General features: G+C 71.6%; 14 protein-coding genes and 1 pseudogene. 12 read left to right on the plus strand and 3 right to left on the minus strand.

The window, feature by feature from the left end; translation table 11 throughout:
• Nucleotides 1–1405: 1405 nt before the first annotated feature.
• A pseudogene (gene rpsA / locus FXF65_RS06125) lies at nt 1406–2500 on the plus strand (30S ribosomal protein S1); the annotation flags it as partial.
• A gap of 128 nt (nt 2501–2628) precedes the next feature.
• Nucleotides 2629–3396 (plus strand): peptidoglycan recognition protein family protein, encoded by a 768-nt coding sequence (locus tag FXF65_RS06130; RefSeq protein WP_148348707.1) that lies wholly within the window; start codon nt 2629–2631, stop codon nt 3394–3396.
• Between the two features lie 33 nt (nt 3397–3429).
• Here FXF65_RS06130 and FXF65_RS06135 read toward each other — a convergent pair whose 3' ends face one another.
• Both FXF65_RS06135 and FXF65_RS06140 read right to left on the minus strand, forming a co-directional pair.
• Nucleotides 3430–4053, minus strand: a complete 624-nt coding sequence (locus FXF65_RS06135; protein ID WP_148348708.1) for a class I SAM-dependent methyltransferase — start codon at nt 4051–4053, stop codon at nt 3430–3432.
• Nucleotides 4054–4081: 28 nt separating this feature from the next.
• On the minus strand, nt 4082–4816 hold the full coding sequence (locus tag FXF65_RS06140) for an SDR family oxidoreductase (protein WP_148348709.1): 735 nt from the start codon (nt 4814–4816) through the stop codon (nt 4082–4084).
• A 229-nt stretch (nt 4817–5045) separates the two neighbouring features.
• Here FXF65_RS06140 and FXF65_RS06145 point away from each other — a divergent pair, with 229 nt between their 5' ends.
• From FXF65_RS06145 to FXF65_RS06175, 7 genes are all read left to right on the plus strand, one after another.
• A complete protein-coding gene (locus tag FXF65_RS06145; RefSeq protein ID WP_187412119.1) occupies nt 5046–6314 on the plus strand; it encodes an ABC transporter substrate-binding protein in 1269 nt (422 codons plus the stop codon).
• A complete protein-coding gene (locus FXF65_RS06150; protein WP_222868396.1) occupies nt 6304–7164 on the plus strand; it encodes a carbohydrate ABC transporter permease in 861 nt (286 codons plus the stop codon). Before FXF65_RS06145 ends, FXF65_RS06150 begins: the two co-directional genes overlap by 11 nt.
• Nucleotides 7161–7997 (plus strand): carbohydrate ABC transporter permease, encoded by an 837-nt coding sequence (locus tag FXF65_RS06155; protein WP_148348711.1) that lies wholly within the window; start codon nt 7161–7163, stop codon nt 7995–7997. The genes FXF65_RS06150 and FXF65_RS06155 overlap by 4 nt, the downstream gene beginning before the upstream one ends.
• Entirely contained in the window at nt 7994–9046 is a 1053-nt protein-coding gene (locus FXF65_RS06160; RefSeq protein ID WP_148348712.1) for an SIS domain-containing protein, read from the plus strand. Before FXF65_RS06155 ends, FXF65_RS06160 begins: the two co-directional genes overlap by 4 nt.
• A 2-nt stretch (nt 9047–9048) precedes the next feature.
• A complete protein-coding gene (locus tag FXF65_RS06165) occupies nt 9049–11085 on the plus strand; it encodes a glycoside hydrolase 5 family protein (RefSeq protein WP_148348713.1) in 2037 nt (678 codons plus the stop codon).
• A gap of 44 nt (nt 11086–11129) precedes the next feature.
• Nucleotides 11130–11939, plus strand: a complete 810-nt coding sequence (locus FXF65_RS06170; RefSeq protein ID WP_187412120.1) for a GntR family transcriptional regulator — start codon at nt 11130–11132, stop codon at nt 11937–11939.
• 81 nt (nt 11940–12020) lie between these two features.
• Nucleotides 12021–12860: a LysR family transcriptional regulator gene (locus FXF65_RS06175; RefSeq protein WP_148348715.1), complete on the plus strand. Its 840-nt coding sequence runs from the start codon at nt 12021–12023 to the stop codon at nt 12858–12860.
• On the opposite strand, the gene FXF65_RS06180 is transcribed toward FXF65_RS06175, so the two are convergent.
• Complete coding sequence (locus FXF65_RS06180; RefSeq protein WP_148348716.1) at nt 12857–14029, minus strand: ROK family transcriptional regulator; 1173 nt, start codon at nt 14027–14029, stop codon at nt 12857–12859. The two genes, FXF65_RS06175 and FXF65_RS06180, sit on opposite strands and share 4 nt — an antisense overlap.
• Nucleotides 14030–14149: 120 nt before the next feature.
• Between FXF65_RS06180 and FXF65_RS06185 the strand changes: the two genes are divergently transcribed.
• The 3 genes from FXF65_RS06185 (at nt 14150) to FXF65_RS06195 (ending at nt 17312) form a co-directional block, all read left to right on the plus strand.
• On the plus strand, nt 14150–16015 hold the full coding sequence (locus FXF65_RS06185) for a glycoside hydrolase family 9 protein (protein ID WP_148348717.1): 1866 nt from the start codon (nt 14150–14152) through the stop codon (nt 16013–16015).
• Nucleotides 16016–16191: 176 nt separating this feature from the next.
• Nucleotides 16192–16989, plus strand: a complete 798-nt coding sequence (locus FXF65_RS06190; protein ID WP_148348718.1) for a hypothetical protein — start codon at nt 16192–16194, stop codon at nt 16987–16989.
• Nucleotides 16986–17312: a winged helix-turn-helix domain-containing protein gene (locus FXF65_RS06195; protein ID WP_067898336.1), complete on the plus strand. Its 327-nt coding sequence runs from the start codon at nt 16986–16988 to the stop codon at nt 17310–17312. Before FXF65_RS06190 ends, FXF65_RS06195 begins: the two co-directional genes overlap by 4 nt.
• The last annotated feature ends 82 nt before the right edge of the window (nt 17313–17394 follow it).

Here is a 17394-nt window from a genome sequence, read left to right on the forward strand (position 1 = left end):
CGAGGTGGTGGAGCTCGTTGAGCAGGCGGTGCTCCGGCGGCGGCCCGCACTTCCGGACGGGTTCGAGGAATGGGTCGCCGCGCATACCGAGCAGGACGGGCCGCTCGATCTGACGCCCGCCGAACGCGGCCATCTCGCCGTCCTCGCGCGGCATCTCGGGCGGCCCGACCTCGGCCGCCGCCTCCTGCGCGGCGCCGAACAGGCGGAACTGCGGCTGCTGAGCGGCGTGCTCGCCGCGTCCGAGGCCGGTGGCGCGACGGAAGCCTCCGACGAATTCGAAACGGCGCTCTACACCGCCACGGACGGCCTCACCCGTGCCAAGGCCCTGGCCAATCTCGCCGCGCTCGCCGTCAACGCGGGCGACCTCGAACGCGCCGAAAGGCGCGTCGCCTCGGCCCGTCAGGTTCTCCGGGACTCCGAATCGAATGCGCCGCCGGTGGCCCTTCTGCTCGCGACGATCGGCGCGGCCCTGGCCCGGATGGAGGGCGACCCGCGGCGGCTCCGGTGGGCCACGGACGAACTCGCCGAAGCGTCCCGGGAATGCGTCGCCGAACTCGACCGGGGCGACCCGCGCAGCTACATGGTCCTCGGGAATCTGGCCGCGTCCGAACTCGACCTGGCGCGGATGGAAGCGTCGCCCGAGCGGATGTCCAGGGCCGCGGAAGTGCTGGAGGTGGCCGTCGGCGGCATCGCCGCCGTTCTCGGCCGCGACCATCCCGAGGCCCTCACCGCCCTGACGAATCTCGGCGCCGCCGAACTGGAACTGGCGTGCGCGGCCGAGTCGGGCGAACGGATCGCGCACGCCGCCGTTCTTCTGGACGAAGCGGCCGAACGATACGGCGCGATCTATCCTTCGGACCATCCCGCGGTGCTGGGCAGCCGCATCAACCGACTGCTCGCGGTGCTCGAAGTGGCCCGCGCCCGCCGGAACACCCGCCTGTTCGATGACGCCACCGGCAAACTCGCGCGGAAATGCGAGGAGCTGGCGGAGGTGATGGGGGAGCGGCACCCGGCCATCATTCTGGCCATGGTCGATCTCGCCTCGGCGCAACTCGACCTCGCCCGGACGAGGCGCACGGACCAGGGCATCAGGGAATGCGCATGGCAGGCCGTCCGGACCCTGGAAAGGGTCAGCGCGAACGCCGCGCGGACTTACGGGGGCATCAACCCGATCACGAGGCTCGCCCAGCGCGAACTGCTCGCCGCCCAATCGCTGGCGCACGGCGACACCGAAATGGACGACGGCACTGCGGCGGGCGTCGGCGTGGCGGTGTCCGCGCGGACGGCGACCTTCGTCGGCTGGTCCTTCGATTCGCGGTTCCTGCAGTTCGACCTCGCGGCGCGGCGGGCGGCCACCACGACCTTCACCGAACTGCGACCGCCGACGCGTTCCCAGACGCCGCTGATGGCCGTGAACGACATCGGGTCCGAGGAGGAGTTCCTCGCCGCGGTCGACGAGACCATCAAGTACTTCAACGATGGCGACATCGTCGAGGGCACCATCGTCCGGGTCGATGAGGACGAAGTCCTCGTCGACATCGGTTACAAGACCGAAGGCGTCATTCCGGCACGCGAACTCGCCGTCCCGCGCGACGTCGACCCGCGCGACGTCGTCTCCGTAGGCGACCATGTCGAGGCCCTCGTCCTTCAGAAGGAGGACGCGGAAGGCCGACTGATCCTGTCCAAGAAACGTGCGCAGTACAAGAGCGCCTGGTCATTGATCGAGAGGGTCAAAGACGAGGACGGCATCGTCACGGGCACGGTCATCGAGGTCGTTAAAGGCGGCCTCATCCTCGACATCGGGCTGCGCGCCTTCATGCCCGCCTCGTTGGTGGAGATGCGCCGCGTCCGCGATCTCCAGCCCTATCTGGGACGGAAACTCGAAGCCAAGATCATCGAGGTGGACCAGGCCCGGAACAACGTGATCCTGTCCCGCCGCGCCTGGCTGGAGGAGACGCGGGACGAGATCCGGGAGACGTTCTTCGCCACTCTGCGAAAGGGCCAGGTCCGTACGGGCGTGGTCTCCTCGATCGTCGACTTCGGCGTGTTCGTCGATCTCGGCGGCGTGGACGGCCTGGTGCACCTTTCCGAGCTTTCATGGACGCACATCGACCACCCGTCGGAGGCTGTCGAGGTCGGCCAGCAGATCACGGTCAAAGTGCTGGACTTCGACAGGGAACGCGACCGGGTCTCGCTGTCGTTCAAGGCGACGCAGGAAGACCCGTGGCAGCGGTTCGCCCGCACCCACCGGATCGGCGGATCCATTCCGGGACGGGTGACGAAGCTCGCGCCCTTCGGCGCGTTCGTCCGCATCGCGGACGGCATCGAGGGCCTGGTGCACATCTCGGAACTGTCCGACCGGCACGTGGAGCGCCCAGAGCAGGTCGTCCAGGTCGGCGACGAGATCTCCGTGAAGATCCTCGACATCGACCTCGAAAGGCGGCGGATCAGCCTGTCGCTCAAGCAGGCCAACGAGGCCGTCGACCTGTCGGAGGACGACGACGAATAGCCCCACCGGCCGCGTCTGGAACGGGTTGGGTGGGGGCCGTGCTTTCACGGTGGGCCGCCCTTGGTTATCTTCGTGATCAACCCCCGGCCTGACCAACTCGTCGTCTGGAAGGAACCGTCATGCCGGGAGAGGTTCGGCTCACTCGCAGGGGCCTGATCGGAGGGACCGCCGCCGTGGTCGGCGGGGCGCTGCTCGGCCCGCTGTCCGGCCCGCAGGGCGCCGCGTCGGCGCAGGCCGCGCCCCGTATGTACGCGCGCGTCGCCTGGGAGGCGCGTCCGCCCAAGGTTGCCGCGACCGTGCTGAACCGCGCGCCCGACCACATCGTCGTCCACCACACCGCGTCGGCGAACACCGTCGACCCTTCGCTGGAGCAGGCGTTCGCCCTGTCGCGGTCGATCCAGAACTTCCACATGGACACGAACGGGTGGGCCGACTCGGGCCAGCAGCTCACGATCAGCCGGGGCGGCCACCTCATGGAGGGGCGAAACCGCAGCCTGGAGGCGGTCCGCGCCCGGCGTCACGTGGTCGGCGCGCACACCTTCGGGCAGAACGACCACACGATCGGCATCGAGAACGAGGGCACCTACATGACGGAGATGCCCACCGACGCGCTGTGGGCGAAACTCGTCCAGACGTGCGCGTGGCTGTGCGACGCCTACGGTCTCGGCCCGCACGAGGCGATCGTCGGGCATCGCGACTACAACCAGACGTCCTGCCCCGGCGACGCCCTCTACGCCCTGCTGCCCGACCTGCGCGACCAGGTCGCGGGCGCGCTCGGCCAACGGCGCACCGCGGCGCGCTCGCGCGTCGGGCCGAGCGGCCTGCCCGGACCGCGCCACACCTTCGACCACGGCCCGGCGCTCGCCCCCGGCGAACTCGCCCGCTGAGCCGCCATCAGGCCGGACGATCAGGCCGGACGATCAGGCCGGACGCCGCGCCCAGAACAGCGCGTGCCCGCTGTCGCCCTCGGGGACGAACTCCCGCGAGACGACGTCGAGGCCCGCGTCCCGGAGCCAGGCGTCGTAGGTGTCGGCGTCCGCCTGGCTCCACCACATCGCCGCCGGTCCGCCGAGCCAGCCGTCCTCGGTGCCGGTCCAGGCGTCCCAGCCCGTGGTCGCGAGCAGCCAGCCGGAGGGACGCAGCCATCCGGCGATCCGCTGGAGGAGGCGGGGCTGCTCCTCCAGCGGCATGTGGATGAGGGCGTAGAGGCAGACGACGGCGTCGAACGAGTCCGGCGGAAACTCGACCTGGGTCGCGTCTGCCCGTCGGAACGTCGCGGCGGGCACCAGGCGGCGGGCGCGTTCGATCTGCACTTCGCTGATGTCCACGCCGGTGACCCGGTGCCCGGCGGCGGCCAGCGACCGGGCCACCGGCACACCGCAGCCGCAGCCGAGATCGAGCACCGGTCCGTCAGCGGGGATACGGGTTTTGAGGGCGGTCAGCCAGGGCGCGTAACCGCCCTCGCCCGCATCGTCGTCCCGATAATGGCGCGAAAGGACGTCGTATCCGCGCTGGACCATTCCGGTGCCGCCATTTTCGCTCATGCCGGACGTTATCCCGGAATTCCGCCGGTCACCAAGGCACGACCCCGGCGTCCTCGAAGAACCCGCCGGTCGGGCCGTCGTCGGGGAGCGTCGCGAGCCGGATCGCGATCTGCGCGCCCTCCCGCGCGGTGCGGACGCCGCGGAACTCGTTGAGGTCCGTCGCGCAGAATCCCGGGCACCCGAGGTTGATCAGGATGTTCGTGCCGCGCAGTTCCTTGGCGTATTGGACGGTGACGGCGTTGAGAAACGTCTTGGACGGCGAATAGGCGGCCGACAACGGCCCCGTCGCGTTGAGCGCGGCGCCCGGTTCGGTCTGCCGCGTGAGGGACCCGACGCCGCTGGACATGTTCACGATCCGCGGCGACGCCGCCCGGCGCAGCAGCGGCAGCATCGCATTGGTGACCCGGATGACCCCGATCACGTTGGTCTCCACGGCCGTCCGCACGGCCGCGAGGTCGACGGAGGTCGGCTCCTGCGGCATGCCACCGGTCACGCCCGCATTGTTGACGAGCACGTCGAGCCGCCCGCCTCGCTCCTCCAGCAACCTCACGGCGGCGGCCACGCTCGCGTCGTCGGTCACGTCGAGCGGAACCCCGAAAGCGTCCACCCCGTCCGCCCGCAGCTTCGCGACGGCGACGTCCCGATTCCTCTCGTTCCGCGCGCCGACCCCGACACTCCATCCGAGCTCACCGAGCCCGGCCGCGATCTCAAATCCGATTCCCTTGTTCGCGCCGGTGACCAGCGCAATCTTCTCTCCGCTCATGCTTCGACCCTGCCCGGCGCTCCCGCCCGACCTCCAACACCGTCTAGGTGGCCTCCGATACCCCCCAGGTATCACCGCAGGTCACACGCCAGGCTGTGGCCGTGCCAGAGGACAGCCGTCCTGTAGGCGGTTCGCCTGCCGGTCGTGGCCATGGGGGTTGACAGGGGGTGGGGAGGCGCGAACGCTAAAGCTCATAAGCTTCTAATCAATCATGCCCGGAGGGGGCGTCATGGGGCGTGGGACGCGGTTAGCGGGTGGCGGGCTGGTGGCGGTGCTGCTGGCGCTGGCGGGCTGTGGGGGCGGCGGGGCCGGGCGGGCCGAGGGGACGATCACGGTGTGGGACTACTACGGCGGGTCCACGCCGATCAAGCCGGTCATCGCCGAGTTCGAGCGGGCCAATCCGAAGATCAAGGTGAAGTACGAGGCGTACGACTACGACACCATGCGGGAGAAGTACGCGACCGCGGTGGGGGCGCGGACCGCGCCGGATCTGGCCACGCTCGACATGACGTGGATCTCGACGTACGCGGCCACCGGCACGCTCGCCGACCTGTCGAAGCTGTCCGGCGGGAAGATCAACGGGGAGCCGGTCGAGGGGCAGTACGCGCGGGGCGCCCTGGCCGCGATGAAGTACAAGGGGCGGTACGTGACCGCGCTCTACGACTTCGACGCCTATGCGCTGTATTACCGCCGTGACATCTTCAAGAAGAACGGCATCGCGGTGCCGGGGAACTGGGAGCAGTTCAAGGCGGCCGTGGCGAAGCTGGCCGCGACCGCGCCGTCGCCGGGAAAGCAGCGGTTCCAGGTGCTGCCCGACACGTTCCACTTCGCGCAGTTCCTGTTCCAGGGTGGCGGGGAGATCCTCAATGGTTCCGGGAAGTCGGCCTTTGCCGGGCCGGCCGGTATCGGGGCGCTGACCTTCTATCGGGATCTGCTGAAGTCCGGCGGCGTCTACTGGGGCGAGGACCAGGGGGACACCAGCGGCATGCCCGGAATCAAGGACGGGCGGATCGCGATGTTCCTCAACGGCCCCTACATGATGGGCGTCCTCAAGGACGGCGCGCCCGAGCAGAAGGGCAAGTGGGCGGTGGTTCCGGCGCCGGTCGGCGTCCAGCAGGGGAGTTATCTCGGCGGGACCGGGCTGTCGATTCCGGTGACGTCCAAGCACAAGGCGGCGGCCTGGAAGTTCGCGCAGTTCCTGTTGCGGCCCGAGCAACAATTGTTGGTGGCGAAGCAGGCCGGGGCGGCGCCGGCGACCACGGCGGCGTTGAACCGGCCGGAGCTGACCGCGCCGGATCCGTACTTCGGGGGAGACGCGCCGTTCAAGGTCTTCCTGGCGGCGATGACCACGGCGCGGCCGTTCCCGTACGTCAAGAACTGGACCGACGTGGACAAGGCCATTTCGGACGGTGTCACGGCGGCGCTGCTCGGCAAGAAGGCACCCGATCGCGCGCTTGGCGACGCGGCGCGGGAGGTGGACGGGCTCCGTGAAGGCTGAGGCGAGGTCGGCGCTGGCCGGGTACGGGTTGGTCGCTCCGGCGGTGCTGGCCGCTGTCGCGTTCCTCTACATACCGATGGCGGTGTCGGCGTACTGGAGCTTCACCGACTACAACGGCGTTGACGCACCTCAATGGACCGGCCTCGCCAATTATTCGGACCTGGCGGGCAGCGACCGCTTCCATCAGGCGTTCACGAACACGGTGGTGTTCACGGTGGTCGGCATGAGCGTCGGGCCCGCGCTTGGACTGGTCACGGCGCTGGCCCTCAACCAGAAGATTCGGATGGTCGGGTTCTTCAGGTCTGTGTACTTCTTGCCGGTGACCACTTCTCTGGTCGTCACCGGGACCGTTTGGAAGATGCTCCTCAATGAGAATGGCGTGCTGAACAGTGCGCTCGGACTCTTCGGGTTGCCCGGGCATGCTTGGCTGGCCGACCCGGGCACCTCGCTGCTGTCGGTGACGGCGGCGAGTGTCTGGCAGGGGTTCGGATTCGAGACCGTGGTGTTCCTGGCGGCGCTCCAGTCGATTCCCAAGGAGCTGTACGACGCGGCGAACGTGGACGGCGCCGGGTTCTGGCCCCGGTTCCGCCACGTCACCCTGCCGGGGTTGCGGCCGTCGATCGTGTTCGTGTTCGTGTTCGGGCTGATCGGCAGCTTCCAGGCGTTCGACCAGATGTTCGTGATGACGCGTGGCGGGCCGGTCGGGTCGACCACGACGCTCGTCTACTACCTCGTCGAGCGGTTCCAGGAGCTTGACCTGGGCGCCGCCTCCGCCGTCGCCTACGTCCTCTTCGTGATCTTGGCCGCGCTGTCCTACGCGCAGCTCCGGGCGTCCAGGGAGCGCGCGTGAACCTGCGGCGGGCGGTGCTCTACCTGGTGCTCTGCGGCGTCGGGGTCACCATGGCCTGGCCGTTCTTCTGGATGCTCACGACGTCGCTCAAGCCGCCGGCGGACGTGTTCGCGTCCCCGACGAAATGGGTCCCGCACCCGGTCACCCTGGACGCGTACCGGCACGTGTTCACCGATCAGCCGTTCGGGCGGTACCTGTCCAACAGCCTGATCGTGACGGTGGTCGTCGTGGCGGCGAACGTGCTGTTCGGCACCGCCGCCGCGTACGCCTTCGCGAAGCTGCGGTTCCCGGGGCGCAATGTCATCTTCTTCGGGTTGCTGCTGACGCTGATGGTGCCGTTCCAGGTCAACCTCATCCCGCTCTACCGGATGATGGTGACGCTGCACGAATGGTCGCCCTACCTGGGCGTCGACACCTACACCGGGCTGATCGCGCCGAACGCGATCCAGGTGTTCGGCGTCTTCCTGATGCGCCAGTACCTCCAGACGATCCCGGACGCGGTACTGGAGTCGGCCCGCCTGGACGGGGCTTCCGAGCTGCGCATCCTGCGTTCGATCGTGTTCCCGATGGCGCGGCCCGCGATGGCCGCGCTGGCGATATTCACGTTCCTGAACGCCTGGAACGACTTTCTCTGGCCGATGATCGTCACAAGCTCGCAGGACATGCGGACCCTCCCCGTCGGGCTCGCCCTGCTCGCCCGCAAGAACAACGTGAGCTGGCCCGACACGATGGCCGGCGCCGTCGTCACGATCGCGCCGATGATCGCCGTGTTCGCGGTGCTGCAGCGCCGCTTCGTCGAGGGACTCACCGCGGGCGCGGTGAAGGACGGGTGACCGTGGACGACTTCCACACCGAGATCATCGCGCAGCCCGCCGCGCTGGAGCGCGCGGCGGCCGCCATGGCGGAGCAGGCGGCGGAGCTGGACGCGCTGCGCGCGCTGGCGGCGCGGCGGCCGATCGTGCTGACCGGGATGGGCGCGTCCTACCACGCCTGCCTGGCGGCGGCGAGCACGCTCGGCCGGGCGGGCGTCCTGGCCACGACCGTGAACACCGCCGAGCTGACGCATTTCCGGATGCGCGCGCTGGCGCCGGGCACGGTGGTGGTGGCGATCAGCCAGTCCGGCCGCAGCGCCGAGCTGGTGCGGCTCAGCGGCGCGCTCGACCGGCGCACGCGGCTCGTCACGATCACCAACGGGCTCGGCAACCCGCTCGCGGAGGCGGCCGACATCGCGTTCGACACCCGGGCCGGGGCCGAGCACGGCCCCTCGACCGGGACGTTCGCGGCCACGTTCCCGCCGCTCGCGGCGCTGGTCCGCACGCTCGGCGGGGAAGCCGGGTCCGGCGCGGTGATCGAGGAGGTCGCGTCGCTCACCGCCACCGCGGCCGAGCAGGCGCGGCGGGTGCTGGGCGGCGAGGCGGCGCTGACGGACGCGGTGTCCGGATGGCTGGGCGACCGGACCGGCGCCGTCCTGGTCGGACGCGGCACCGGTCGGGCCGCAGCCGACCTCGGGGCGCTCGTCCTGAAGGAGGCCGCGCGGCTCGCCGCCGAATGCCTCGACGCCGCCGAGTTCCGGCACGGCCCCCTGGAGCTGGCGGGGCCGGAGCTGGCGGCCGCCGTCATCGCCACCGAACCCGCGACGCGCGACCTGGACCTTGCGCTCGCCGCGGAGCTGGCGGTACTCGGCGGCCCGGTGCTGCTGGTCACCGCGGAGGGCGCCGCGCCGTACGGCGTGACCCCGGTCGCGGTCGGCGCGGTCGATCCGCTCCTCGCCCCGGCCGTCGCCGCGATCCCGTTCCAGCTGCTGGCCTGGGCGCTCGCCGTCGCGGGCGGGCGCGAGCCGGGCCGGTTCACCATCGGATCGAAGATCACGACGAAGGAGTAGGGATGGCGACGGTCCGCCGCGGGCGGCACTTCCTCACGGTCGGCGGGCGCGCGCACGTCCCCGTCGGAGCGCACGTCGTCCCGCCCGAGGGGCCGGACTGGCCGTGGCGGGTCGGTCCCGAGTCGTTCGCGCGGGAGTTCGGACGGATGGCGCGGCTCGGCCTCGACACGGCCCGGATCGACGTGCTGTGGGCCGCGGTCGAACCCGAACCGGGCCGCTACGACGAGAAGCACCTGGCCGTCCTCGACGAGGTGCTCGCCGCCGCCCGCCGCGCCGGACTGCGGCTGCACCCGGCGCTGCTGGTGGGAGGCGAGGTCGGCGACGCGTTCTGGGACGTCCCCTGGCGCGGCGACCGCAACCCGCACGCCGATCCGGAACTGCGCGAACTGCAGGCCGCGCACGTCGCCATGCTCGCCCGGCGCTGGGCGGACGACCCGGCGATCCTCGCCTGGGACCTGACCGACGAGCCGCCGTTCTGGGCCGTCACCGGCACGACCGACGACGACGCCCGCGCCTGGACGAGCGCCCTCGCCGCCGCGCTGCGCGAGGCCGACCCCGAGCATCTGGTCACGGTCGGCACCGCGTCGCAGGAGGTCGACGGCGGGCCGTTCCGCGCCGACGTCGTCGCGCCGGACCTGGACTTCGCCTGCGTCCACCCGTATCCGATCTACTCGCCCGAGCTGTATCCGGACGGGCTGCTCGACCCCCGCATGACGCACTCGGCCGCGTTCGAGACCGCGCTGGCGGCGGGCGCGGGACGTCCGGTGGCCGTGCACGAGTTCGGGGCGTCCTCGGCGCAGTACGATCCCGAGCGCATCGCCGCCTACGACCGGCTGCTGTGCTGGTCGAGCTTCGGCCGCGGCGCGGTCGGCTTCTGGGCGTGGTGCTGGATCGACGCCGAGCCCGCCGCGTACGGGCGCGTCCCGTACGTGCGGATGCCGCACGAGACGCAGTTCGGCCTGCTGGACCACACCGGCGAGCCCCGGCCGCGCGCCCGCGAACTCGCCCGCCTCGCGGCCACCCTCAGGGCCGTCGATCTCGACGCCCACGCCTCGCACGGGCCCGCGCCGCGCGCCGCCGTGGTCGTCCCGTACGAGTACGCGCGGGCCTACGACCCGGCCGGGTACGGCCTCGGCGCCGCGGCGGCCGGCCCGTACGTCCCGGCCGAGCGCACCTGGAACCCCGAGCCCGACGTGAAGCCGCTGGTCCGGGCGTGGCTGAACGCGTTCGTGCTCGCCGCGCGGGCCGGGACCGCCGTCCGCTTCCCGCGCGAACGCCTCGACGGGACCTGGCCGGACGACGCGCGGCTCCTGCTGCTCCCGGCGCCGCTGGCCTCGACGACCACGTCCCTCTGGCACGTCCGGACGTCGTACTGGCGCGGCGCGCCCGCGTTCCACCGGCGCGGCGGGACGCTCTACGTCTCGCTCTCGGCCGACGTGGCGATCCCGGAGATGGAGGCCGTCGCGGGCTGCCGCATCGTCGACCGGGCACCGGCGCGCGACACCGTCACGTTCCGCTTCACCGCCCGGTGGGGCCCGTTCCGGCCGGGCGACGTCCTCGAACTGCCCGGAGCGCCGGGCGACCTGGCGACCCGCGGCGCGCGGATCGAGACCGCCGACGCCCGGACGATCGCGGTCGACGCCGACGGAGAACCCGTGCTCGTGGTCGCGGGGCGCGCCGCCGGGCACACCGTCATCTGCGCCGAACCGGTCGAACTGCTGCTCGCCCGCATCCCGGACGCGCACCGCCGCCACGCCGCCTGGCACGGCCTGTACGCCGGACTCGCCGACCTCGCCGGCGCCCGCGAGGACGCCCATGCCGACCATCCCGACGCGACCACCGGAACGCTGCTCGGGCCGGAAGGCGGGCTCGTGACGGTCACCAACCACTCCGGCGCGGACGTGACGACGCGAATCCACATCCCTGAGCACGAGCGGGCATGGATCGCCGATCCCGGAGGGCCGCGTCCCATCGAGGACACGGCACTGTCCCTGGGGCCGTACGAGACCGCCTTGATGATCTGGCACAGGTCCCGCTAATAAACTTCTAATCAATGACCGGGTGTCTTCGATCGGTGGCGCGCGTGACAACACGAACGGACCTGTTCCGCGGGGGACACGTCGAGCTGACCACCGGCCCGGTCCCGCTCCACTACCAGGTCTACCGGCACCTGCGCGACGCGCTGGCCGCGGGGCGACTGCGTCCCGGCGACCGCCTCCCCGGCGAACGGGAGCTGTGCGACTTCTACGGGTGCAGCCTCGTCACGGTGCGCCGGGCGCTCGACGAGCTGGCCCGCGAGCGCCGCCTCGTCCGCGAACGCGGTCGCGGTACGTTCGTCACCGAGCCGCCCCTCGACCGCAACCTCGCCCTGCTCGGCAGCTTCACCGAGGAGATGCGCGCCCGCGGCCTCGATCCGAGCACCCGGGTCCTCGCCGCCGCCCGCGAGCCCGCGCCACGCGCGATCGCCGACGCGCTGCGCCTGCCCGAGGGCGCCGACACCTACCTCCTGGAACGGCTGCGCCTGGTCGGAGGCAAACCGCTGCTGCTCGAAGAGGTGCACCTGTCCGCCGACCGCTTCCCCGGCCTTCTCGACTTCGACTTGGCGAACGAGTCGCTGTACGAGCTCCTCTCCCAGCGGTACGGCGTCCGCCTGGAGCACGCGCAGGAGACCATCGAGCCGATCGCGCTTCCCACCCGCGAGGCCGAACTCCTCGACCAGCGCCGCGGCCGCCCCGCGCTGCTCGTCGAACTCGTCGCGTTCGACCAGGACGACGAACCGGTGGAGCACTGCCGCAGCGTCGTCCGCGGCGACCGCGCCCGGTACCACGTCAGGGCCCGGGGAGCGCGCGCCGAACTCCTCGTCCTCCCGAACGCGGAGATCACAACGCACTGACCCGCGCGCTCCGGGCGGGAGTGGTGGTGCAGGTGGTCGTGCCAGGTGGGGTGGTGCGGGTTGGCGGGTAGTTTGGGGGGCGTGGAGACGCGGGAGCTGCGGTATTTCGTGGCTGTTGCCGAGGAGCTGCATTTCGGGCGGGCGGCGCGGCGGCTCGGGATCGCGCAGCCGCCGCTTTCGCGGGCGATCGGGCAGCTTGAGCGACGGCTCGGGTTGACGTTGCTGGAGCGGACCAGCCGCGGCGTCGTGCTCACCGAGGCCGGGGCCGTCCTGCTTCGGGAGGGACTGGCGGCGTTGGACGCGGTCGACGCCGCCGCCCGCCGTACCCGGCGCGCCGCCGCAGGCCGGCAGAGTCTGGTGCTGGTCACCAAGGCGGGGGCGTCCAGCGAGTTGCTGGCGAAGCTGCTCGACGCCTACGCCGCCGAGCCCGGCGCCGTCGCCGTCGACGTGCAGTTGTGCGGGCCCGGCGAGCAGGAGCGGCTGCTGCGCGACGGCCGGGCCGACGTCGCGCTGCTGCACCGCCCGTACGACTCGACGGTCGGGTTCGACACCGAGGAACTGGCCACGGAGGGGCAGGTCGTCGTGCTGCCCGCCGGGCATCCGCTCACCGTCGAGGCGCGGGTGCGGATGGCGGACGTCGCGGATTTGCCCGGGTTGCCGATGCCGCGCTGGCCCCGTCCCGACGGCACGTACCCGGAGGGCGCGGGCCCGGCCGTCCGGGACCATGTGCAGTTGCTCCAGCTCATCGCGCTCGGGCGGGCCTCGGCCGTCCTGCCCGACTCGGTGCGCCCGCTGCTGCGCGATGACGTCGCCGTCGTGCCCGTCGTGGACGCGCCGCGGGTCACGACGGTGATCGCGTGGCCGCCGCACAGCCGGTCCCTGGCGCTCGCCGGGCTCGTCCGGACCGCGACCGGCCTCTAGCGGACGGTGAAGAGCCGCCGCTCGACCTCGTCCAGGGCGAGGCGGGCGGCGCCGAACGCCACCGCGTGATCGCCCAGAGTCGACAGCGCGAGCGTCGGACGGACGAGCGTCCGCCCGTGCAGGTGCCGTTCGATGGCCTCCAGCAGCGGCGGCCCGGCGCGGACGACGCCGCCGCCGATGACGACGAGGTCCGGGTCGAGGATCAGGACCAGCGGCGCGAGGCCCTCCACGAACCGCGCGGCGACCGTGTCGATGACCCGCAGCGCCGTGGGGTCGCCCGCGCGGGCGGCGGTCAGCGTCGCGCTGGCCGGGTCGTCGGGGGTGGCGTCGTCGTTGGCGAGTTCCGCGATCGCGGTCGTGCCGACCCGGCGCTCGAACGGTCCAAGCGTCGCCGCGCCGATCGGCGGGCCCTGCGCGGCGGGCAGGAAGCCGACCTCGCCCGCCGCGCCGTGCGCGCCCCGCAGCAGCCGGTCGCCGACGAGGATCCCCGCGCCGACCCGGCTGCCCCACTGCACGGCGACGACGATCCCCGCGTCGGGGCCGTCGCCGCGCCAGCGCTCGGCGAGGACGGCGAGGTTCACGTCGTTCTCCACCATGACCGGGCAGCCGACCGCCGGACGGAGCCGGTCGGCGAGGTCGATCGACGTCCAGCCGGGCATGTCGGGCGCCCGGACGACGACGCCGTGCTCGGCCTCGACGATGCCGGGCGTGCCGACGCCGACCGCGCGGACCGTTCCCGGGTCGACGCCGCCGCGGGCGAGGGTCTCGTTCACCTGCGTGCGGACGTGGGCGAGCATCTCGTCGCTGCTGTGCAGGCGGCTGCTGTCGCCCCGGTCCTCGGCGACGATGCGGCCGGTGAGGTCGGCGACGACGGCGAGGGTGCGGTGCGGGCCGATGTCGATGCCGACGACGTGCGCCGCGTCCGGGCGCAGCCGGACCAGCCGCGCCGGACGGCCGGGGGAGCGCCGCCCCGACTGGTCGTCCTCGACGTACTCGACCAGGCCGTCGTCCACGAGGGACGCGACGACCTGCGCGATCGTCTGCCGGGACAGCTCCGTCCGGTCGCTCAGGTCACCCAGCCGCAGCGGCCCGGCACGATGCAGCCGCGCCAGCACCGTGCTCTCGTTGATGCGCCTCAGCAAGGCCGGTCCGCCGCCGCCGTCGATCATCTCGCCGTCCCCCTCTTGACCTTCGCCCCGAGATCACAGAATATTGCAACGTTCTTAACCAAATTACATCTGAAGGTCGGACGCATCGGGGACTCCAACGGCACAAGGATGGTGCGAGGCATGCGCACACGGCACTCGAACGGCAGCGGGAACGAAGCGGGCGCGGCGCCGGAGACGGGCGTGGAACCCGAGGTCGGCGGGCAGGGGCGGCGGCGCTTCCTGATCGGCGCGGCGACGGTCGGCGCCGGGTACACGGCGGCCTCGGTCGTCGGGGCCCCGGCGGAGGCGGCCGCGCCGCCCGAGCACGACGACGCGACGACGCGGGTCTTCGCCAACAACGTCGGGTACGACCCCGGCGCCCCGAAGCGCGCCGTGGTGACCGGGCGCCGGTCGCCCGGACGGTTCCGGCTGGTCGACGCGGTCACCGGGCAGACCGTCCACAGCGGCAGACTCCAGCGCGCGGGAAACGTCGCGGACTGGGACGGCACCGACTACTGGACGGCCGACTTCTCGCGCGTCGACCGGGCGGGCGACTACTACCTGGCCGTGGGCTCGGCCCGGTCGGCGCAGTTCAAGATCGAGGCGACCGTGCTCGAGCGCTACACGCTCGCGCACGTCGTCCGCCACTTCAAGGGCTGGCGGTGTTCGGGCCAGTTCGACAAGTTCGACCACCATCTGCCGCTCGGCAACACCGGCAAGACCTTCGACGCGCACGGCGGATGGTACGACGCGACCGGCGATTTCGGCAAACACTTCACGCAATTGTCGGCGCTCTCCTATTTCAACACGCTGCAGATTCCGCTGACCGCTTGGTCGCTGCTGATCTCCTACCGCGAACTGACCGCCCGCAAGAACGACGACTTCACCCAACTGCGGACCTGGCTCCAGGACGAGGGCCTCTTCGGCGCCGACTACATCCGCCGCGTCCACGTTCCAGGCCAGTCCTTCTACAGTTCCGTAGGCCAGCCCGGCCCGCCGAAGGACCCGGTCAAGCGCACCCTCGGCGCCGCGCAGGTCAACTTCCGCGAGGGCGGCGGCGTCGCGATCGCCGCGCTCGCCATCGCGAGCACGCACGACGTCTCCGGCGACTACGAGAGCTCCGAGTACCTGGCGGCCGCCAAGGACGCATTCGCCTATCTTGACGCGAACAACGTCCGCCTCACCAACGATGGAAAAGAGAATATCCAGGACGACTACAACGCTCTCCTCGCGGCCATCGAACTGTATCGCGCGACCGAGGACGACACCTACAAGAAGGCCGCCGACAAGCGCGCCGCGAACCTCTCCGCCCGGCTCGTCTCCTGGCACGGCTACCGCGACTACTGGCGGGCGGACGACGCGGACCGCCCGTACTTCCACCCGTCCGACGCCGGGCTCCCCGTCGTCGCGCTGCTCGCCTACGCGGGCATCGCGGACGGCGACGCCAAGCAGAAGGCGCTCGACGCGGTGCGCCGGTCGATGACGTTCGAGCTGGCGGTCACCGAGGAGGTCCGCAACCCGTTCGGGTACGCGCGGCAGCTCGTCCAGGACGCGACCGGCGCCCGGGCCAGCCGGTTCTTCTTCCCGCACAACGTGACCCCGCGGACGAAGGACCAGTGGTGGCAGGGCGAGAACGCCCGCATCGCCTCGCTCGCGACGGCGGCCCGCCTCGCCGCGCGGCAGTTCTCCGACGACCGCGCGTTCGCGGCGAAGCTGCGCTCCTACGCGGCGGACCAGCTCAACTGGATCCTCGGCGTCAACCCCTACGACGTCTGCATGCTGGACGGCTCCGGGCGCAACAACCCGCAGTACCTGTGGCTCGGGTCGTGGCAGTTCCTCCAGACGTCCGGCGGGATCGTCAACGGCATCACCGGCAAGAACGTGGACGGCAGCGGCATCGCCTGGGACGAGGGCTACGCCAAGACCGGCAAGGACGACGACTGGCGCTGGGGCGAGCAGTGGCTGCCCCACACGAGCTGGTACCTGAACGCCATCGCCCTCGGCTGACCGGCGCCCCTCCGCACGCGAAACCGCCGCACGCGAATCCGCCGCACGCGAAACCCCCGCAGGCCCCTGTTCTGCGGGGGTTTCGCATGTCCGGGCGCGGCGTCCTCCCGCGCTCTTGACAGGAGAGTACTCGCAACCGCAAAGTAATCTCCATAGCCAAGAGAATCGGAGAAGAGATGCAGGAATCCCCTGCCGCCGTGCTCGACGAGATCGGACGGCTACGGCGGCTCACCCGGGCGCGGGTCCACGGCGCGGCGGTCCCGCTCGTCGTGTTCGCCGGGCTCACCCTCGCCTCGGCGCTGCTCTACCGGCACCCGTTCTTCCGCGTGCCGGCGGAGGGCGGCACGCTCGACTTCAGCCACGACCCGTTCTTCGTCCCGGGGAACGCGGGCGGGGGCTTCGCGGTCGATCCAGGCCCGGTCAGCGGCTACGCCGGGCTCTACTGGGCCGACTGGTCCGCCGCCCTATCGATCCTGTTCTGGCTGGTCGTGGCGCCGCTGTGCTACGCGGGCTGCGCGTTGTGGTACCGGCGGCGCGCCGAGAGCATCGGCCTCGCGCTGCGCTGGCGGACCTGGCTCTACGCGGGCGCCGGACTGATGGGCCTCATGGTGGTCGTCCTCGCCCTCCGGCAGGAAGGGCCCGACGAGTACCACGGGAGCCTGGCCGACCATCCGCCGCTGATGGCCCTCAGCCCGCTGCTCGCCATCGCGCTCGGCCTGCTCGGGCTGGCGTGGGTCGAACGCAGCTGGGGCGCCGGCGCCGTCGCCGTCGTGTACGGGGTGCTGGCGGCCGTGATGAGCATGTATCCGCTCGGCGAGCAGCCGTTCTGGATCATCCCGCCGTCGGGGGGCTCGATCGACCTGCTCATGGCCCCCGGCTACAACCTGCTGATCCTGACGTCGGTGCTGCTGGCCGGGGCCGCCATACTGCAACTACGCACGGCCGCACGCAGGCGAAAGGCTTCCAGGGCATGAGCGAGGGCGCTCCCCATCCGACGCAGGGGCTGAACGACACCGTCCACCACCGGAGCAGGCTCGGCATCCTCGCCGTCCTCCGCGAGGTGGACCGGGCGGAGTTCGGCTACCTCCGCGACGCGCTGTCGCTCAGCGACGGGAACCTGTCCCGGCACCTGCGGACCCTGGAGGAGGCCGGTTACATCGAGATCCACAAGGGCTACCACGGGCGGCGCCCGCGTACCTGGGTGACGCTGACCGGGGCCGGGGCCAAGGAACTCGACCTGGAGATAGCGGCCCTGCGCGCCCTGGTCGCCCGGCTGGACGAGCCGCCGCCGTCCTGACCCCGGCTTTCCCGCGCCGCTTTCCGCGATCATGTTGCGGACGATCTCCGACGGGGCATCTCCCAAGGGGCGTCCCACCGGG

It is taken from the genome of Actinomadura syzygii, from assembly GCF_008085905.1.
Classification (GTDB): Bacteria; Actinomycetota; Actinomycetes; order Streptosporangiales; family Streptosporangiaceae; genus Spirillospora; species Spirillospora syzygii.

Excerpts from the sequence above, each read along its gene's own strand:
- FXF65_RS06190 (WP_148348718.1), top strand. The coding sequence starts at position 16,192 with ATGCAGGAATCCCCTGCCGCCGTGCTCGACGAGATCGGACGGCTACGG.
- FXF65_RS06140 (WP_148348709.1), bottom strand. The coding sequence starts at position 4,816 with ATGAGCGGAGAGAAGATTGCGCTGGTCACCGGCGCGAACAAGGGAATC.
- FXF65_RS06135 (WP_148348708.1), bottom strand. The coding sequence starts at position 4,053 with ATGAGCGAAAATGGCGGCACCGGAATGGTCCAGCGCGGATACGACGTC.
- FXF65_RS06165 (WP_148348713.1), top strand. The coding sequence starts at position 9,049 with ATGGCGACGGTCCGCCGCGGGCGGCACTTCCTCACGGTCGGCGGGCGC.
- FXF65_RS06145 (WP_187412119.1), top strand. The coding sequence starts at position 5,046 with ATGGGGCGTGGGACGCGGTTAGCGGGTGGCGGGCTGGTGGCGGTGCTG.
- FXF65_RS06180 (WP_148348716.1), bottom strand. The coding sequence starts at position 14,029 with ATGATCGACGGCGGCGGCGGACCGGCCTTGCTGAGGCGCATCAACGAG.
- FXF65_RS06130 (WP_148348707.1), top strand. The coding sequence starts at position 2,629 with ATGCCGGGAGAGGTTCGGCTCACTCGCAGGGGCCTGATCGGAGGGACC.
- FXF65_RS06195 (WP_067898336.1), top strand. The coding sequence starts at position 16,986 with ATGAGCGAGGGCGCTCCCCATCCGACGCAGGGGCTGAACGACACCGTC.
- FXF65_RS06185 (WP_148348717.1), top strand. The coding sequence starts at position 14,150 with ATGCGCACACGGCACTCGAACGGCAGCGGGAACGAAGCGGGCGCGGCG.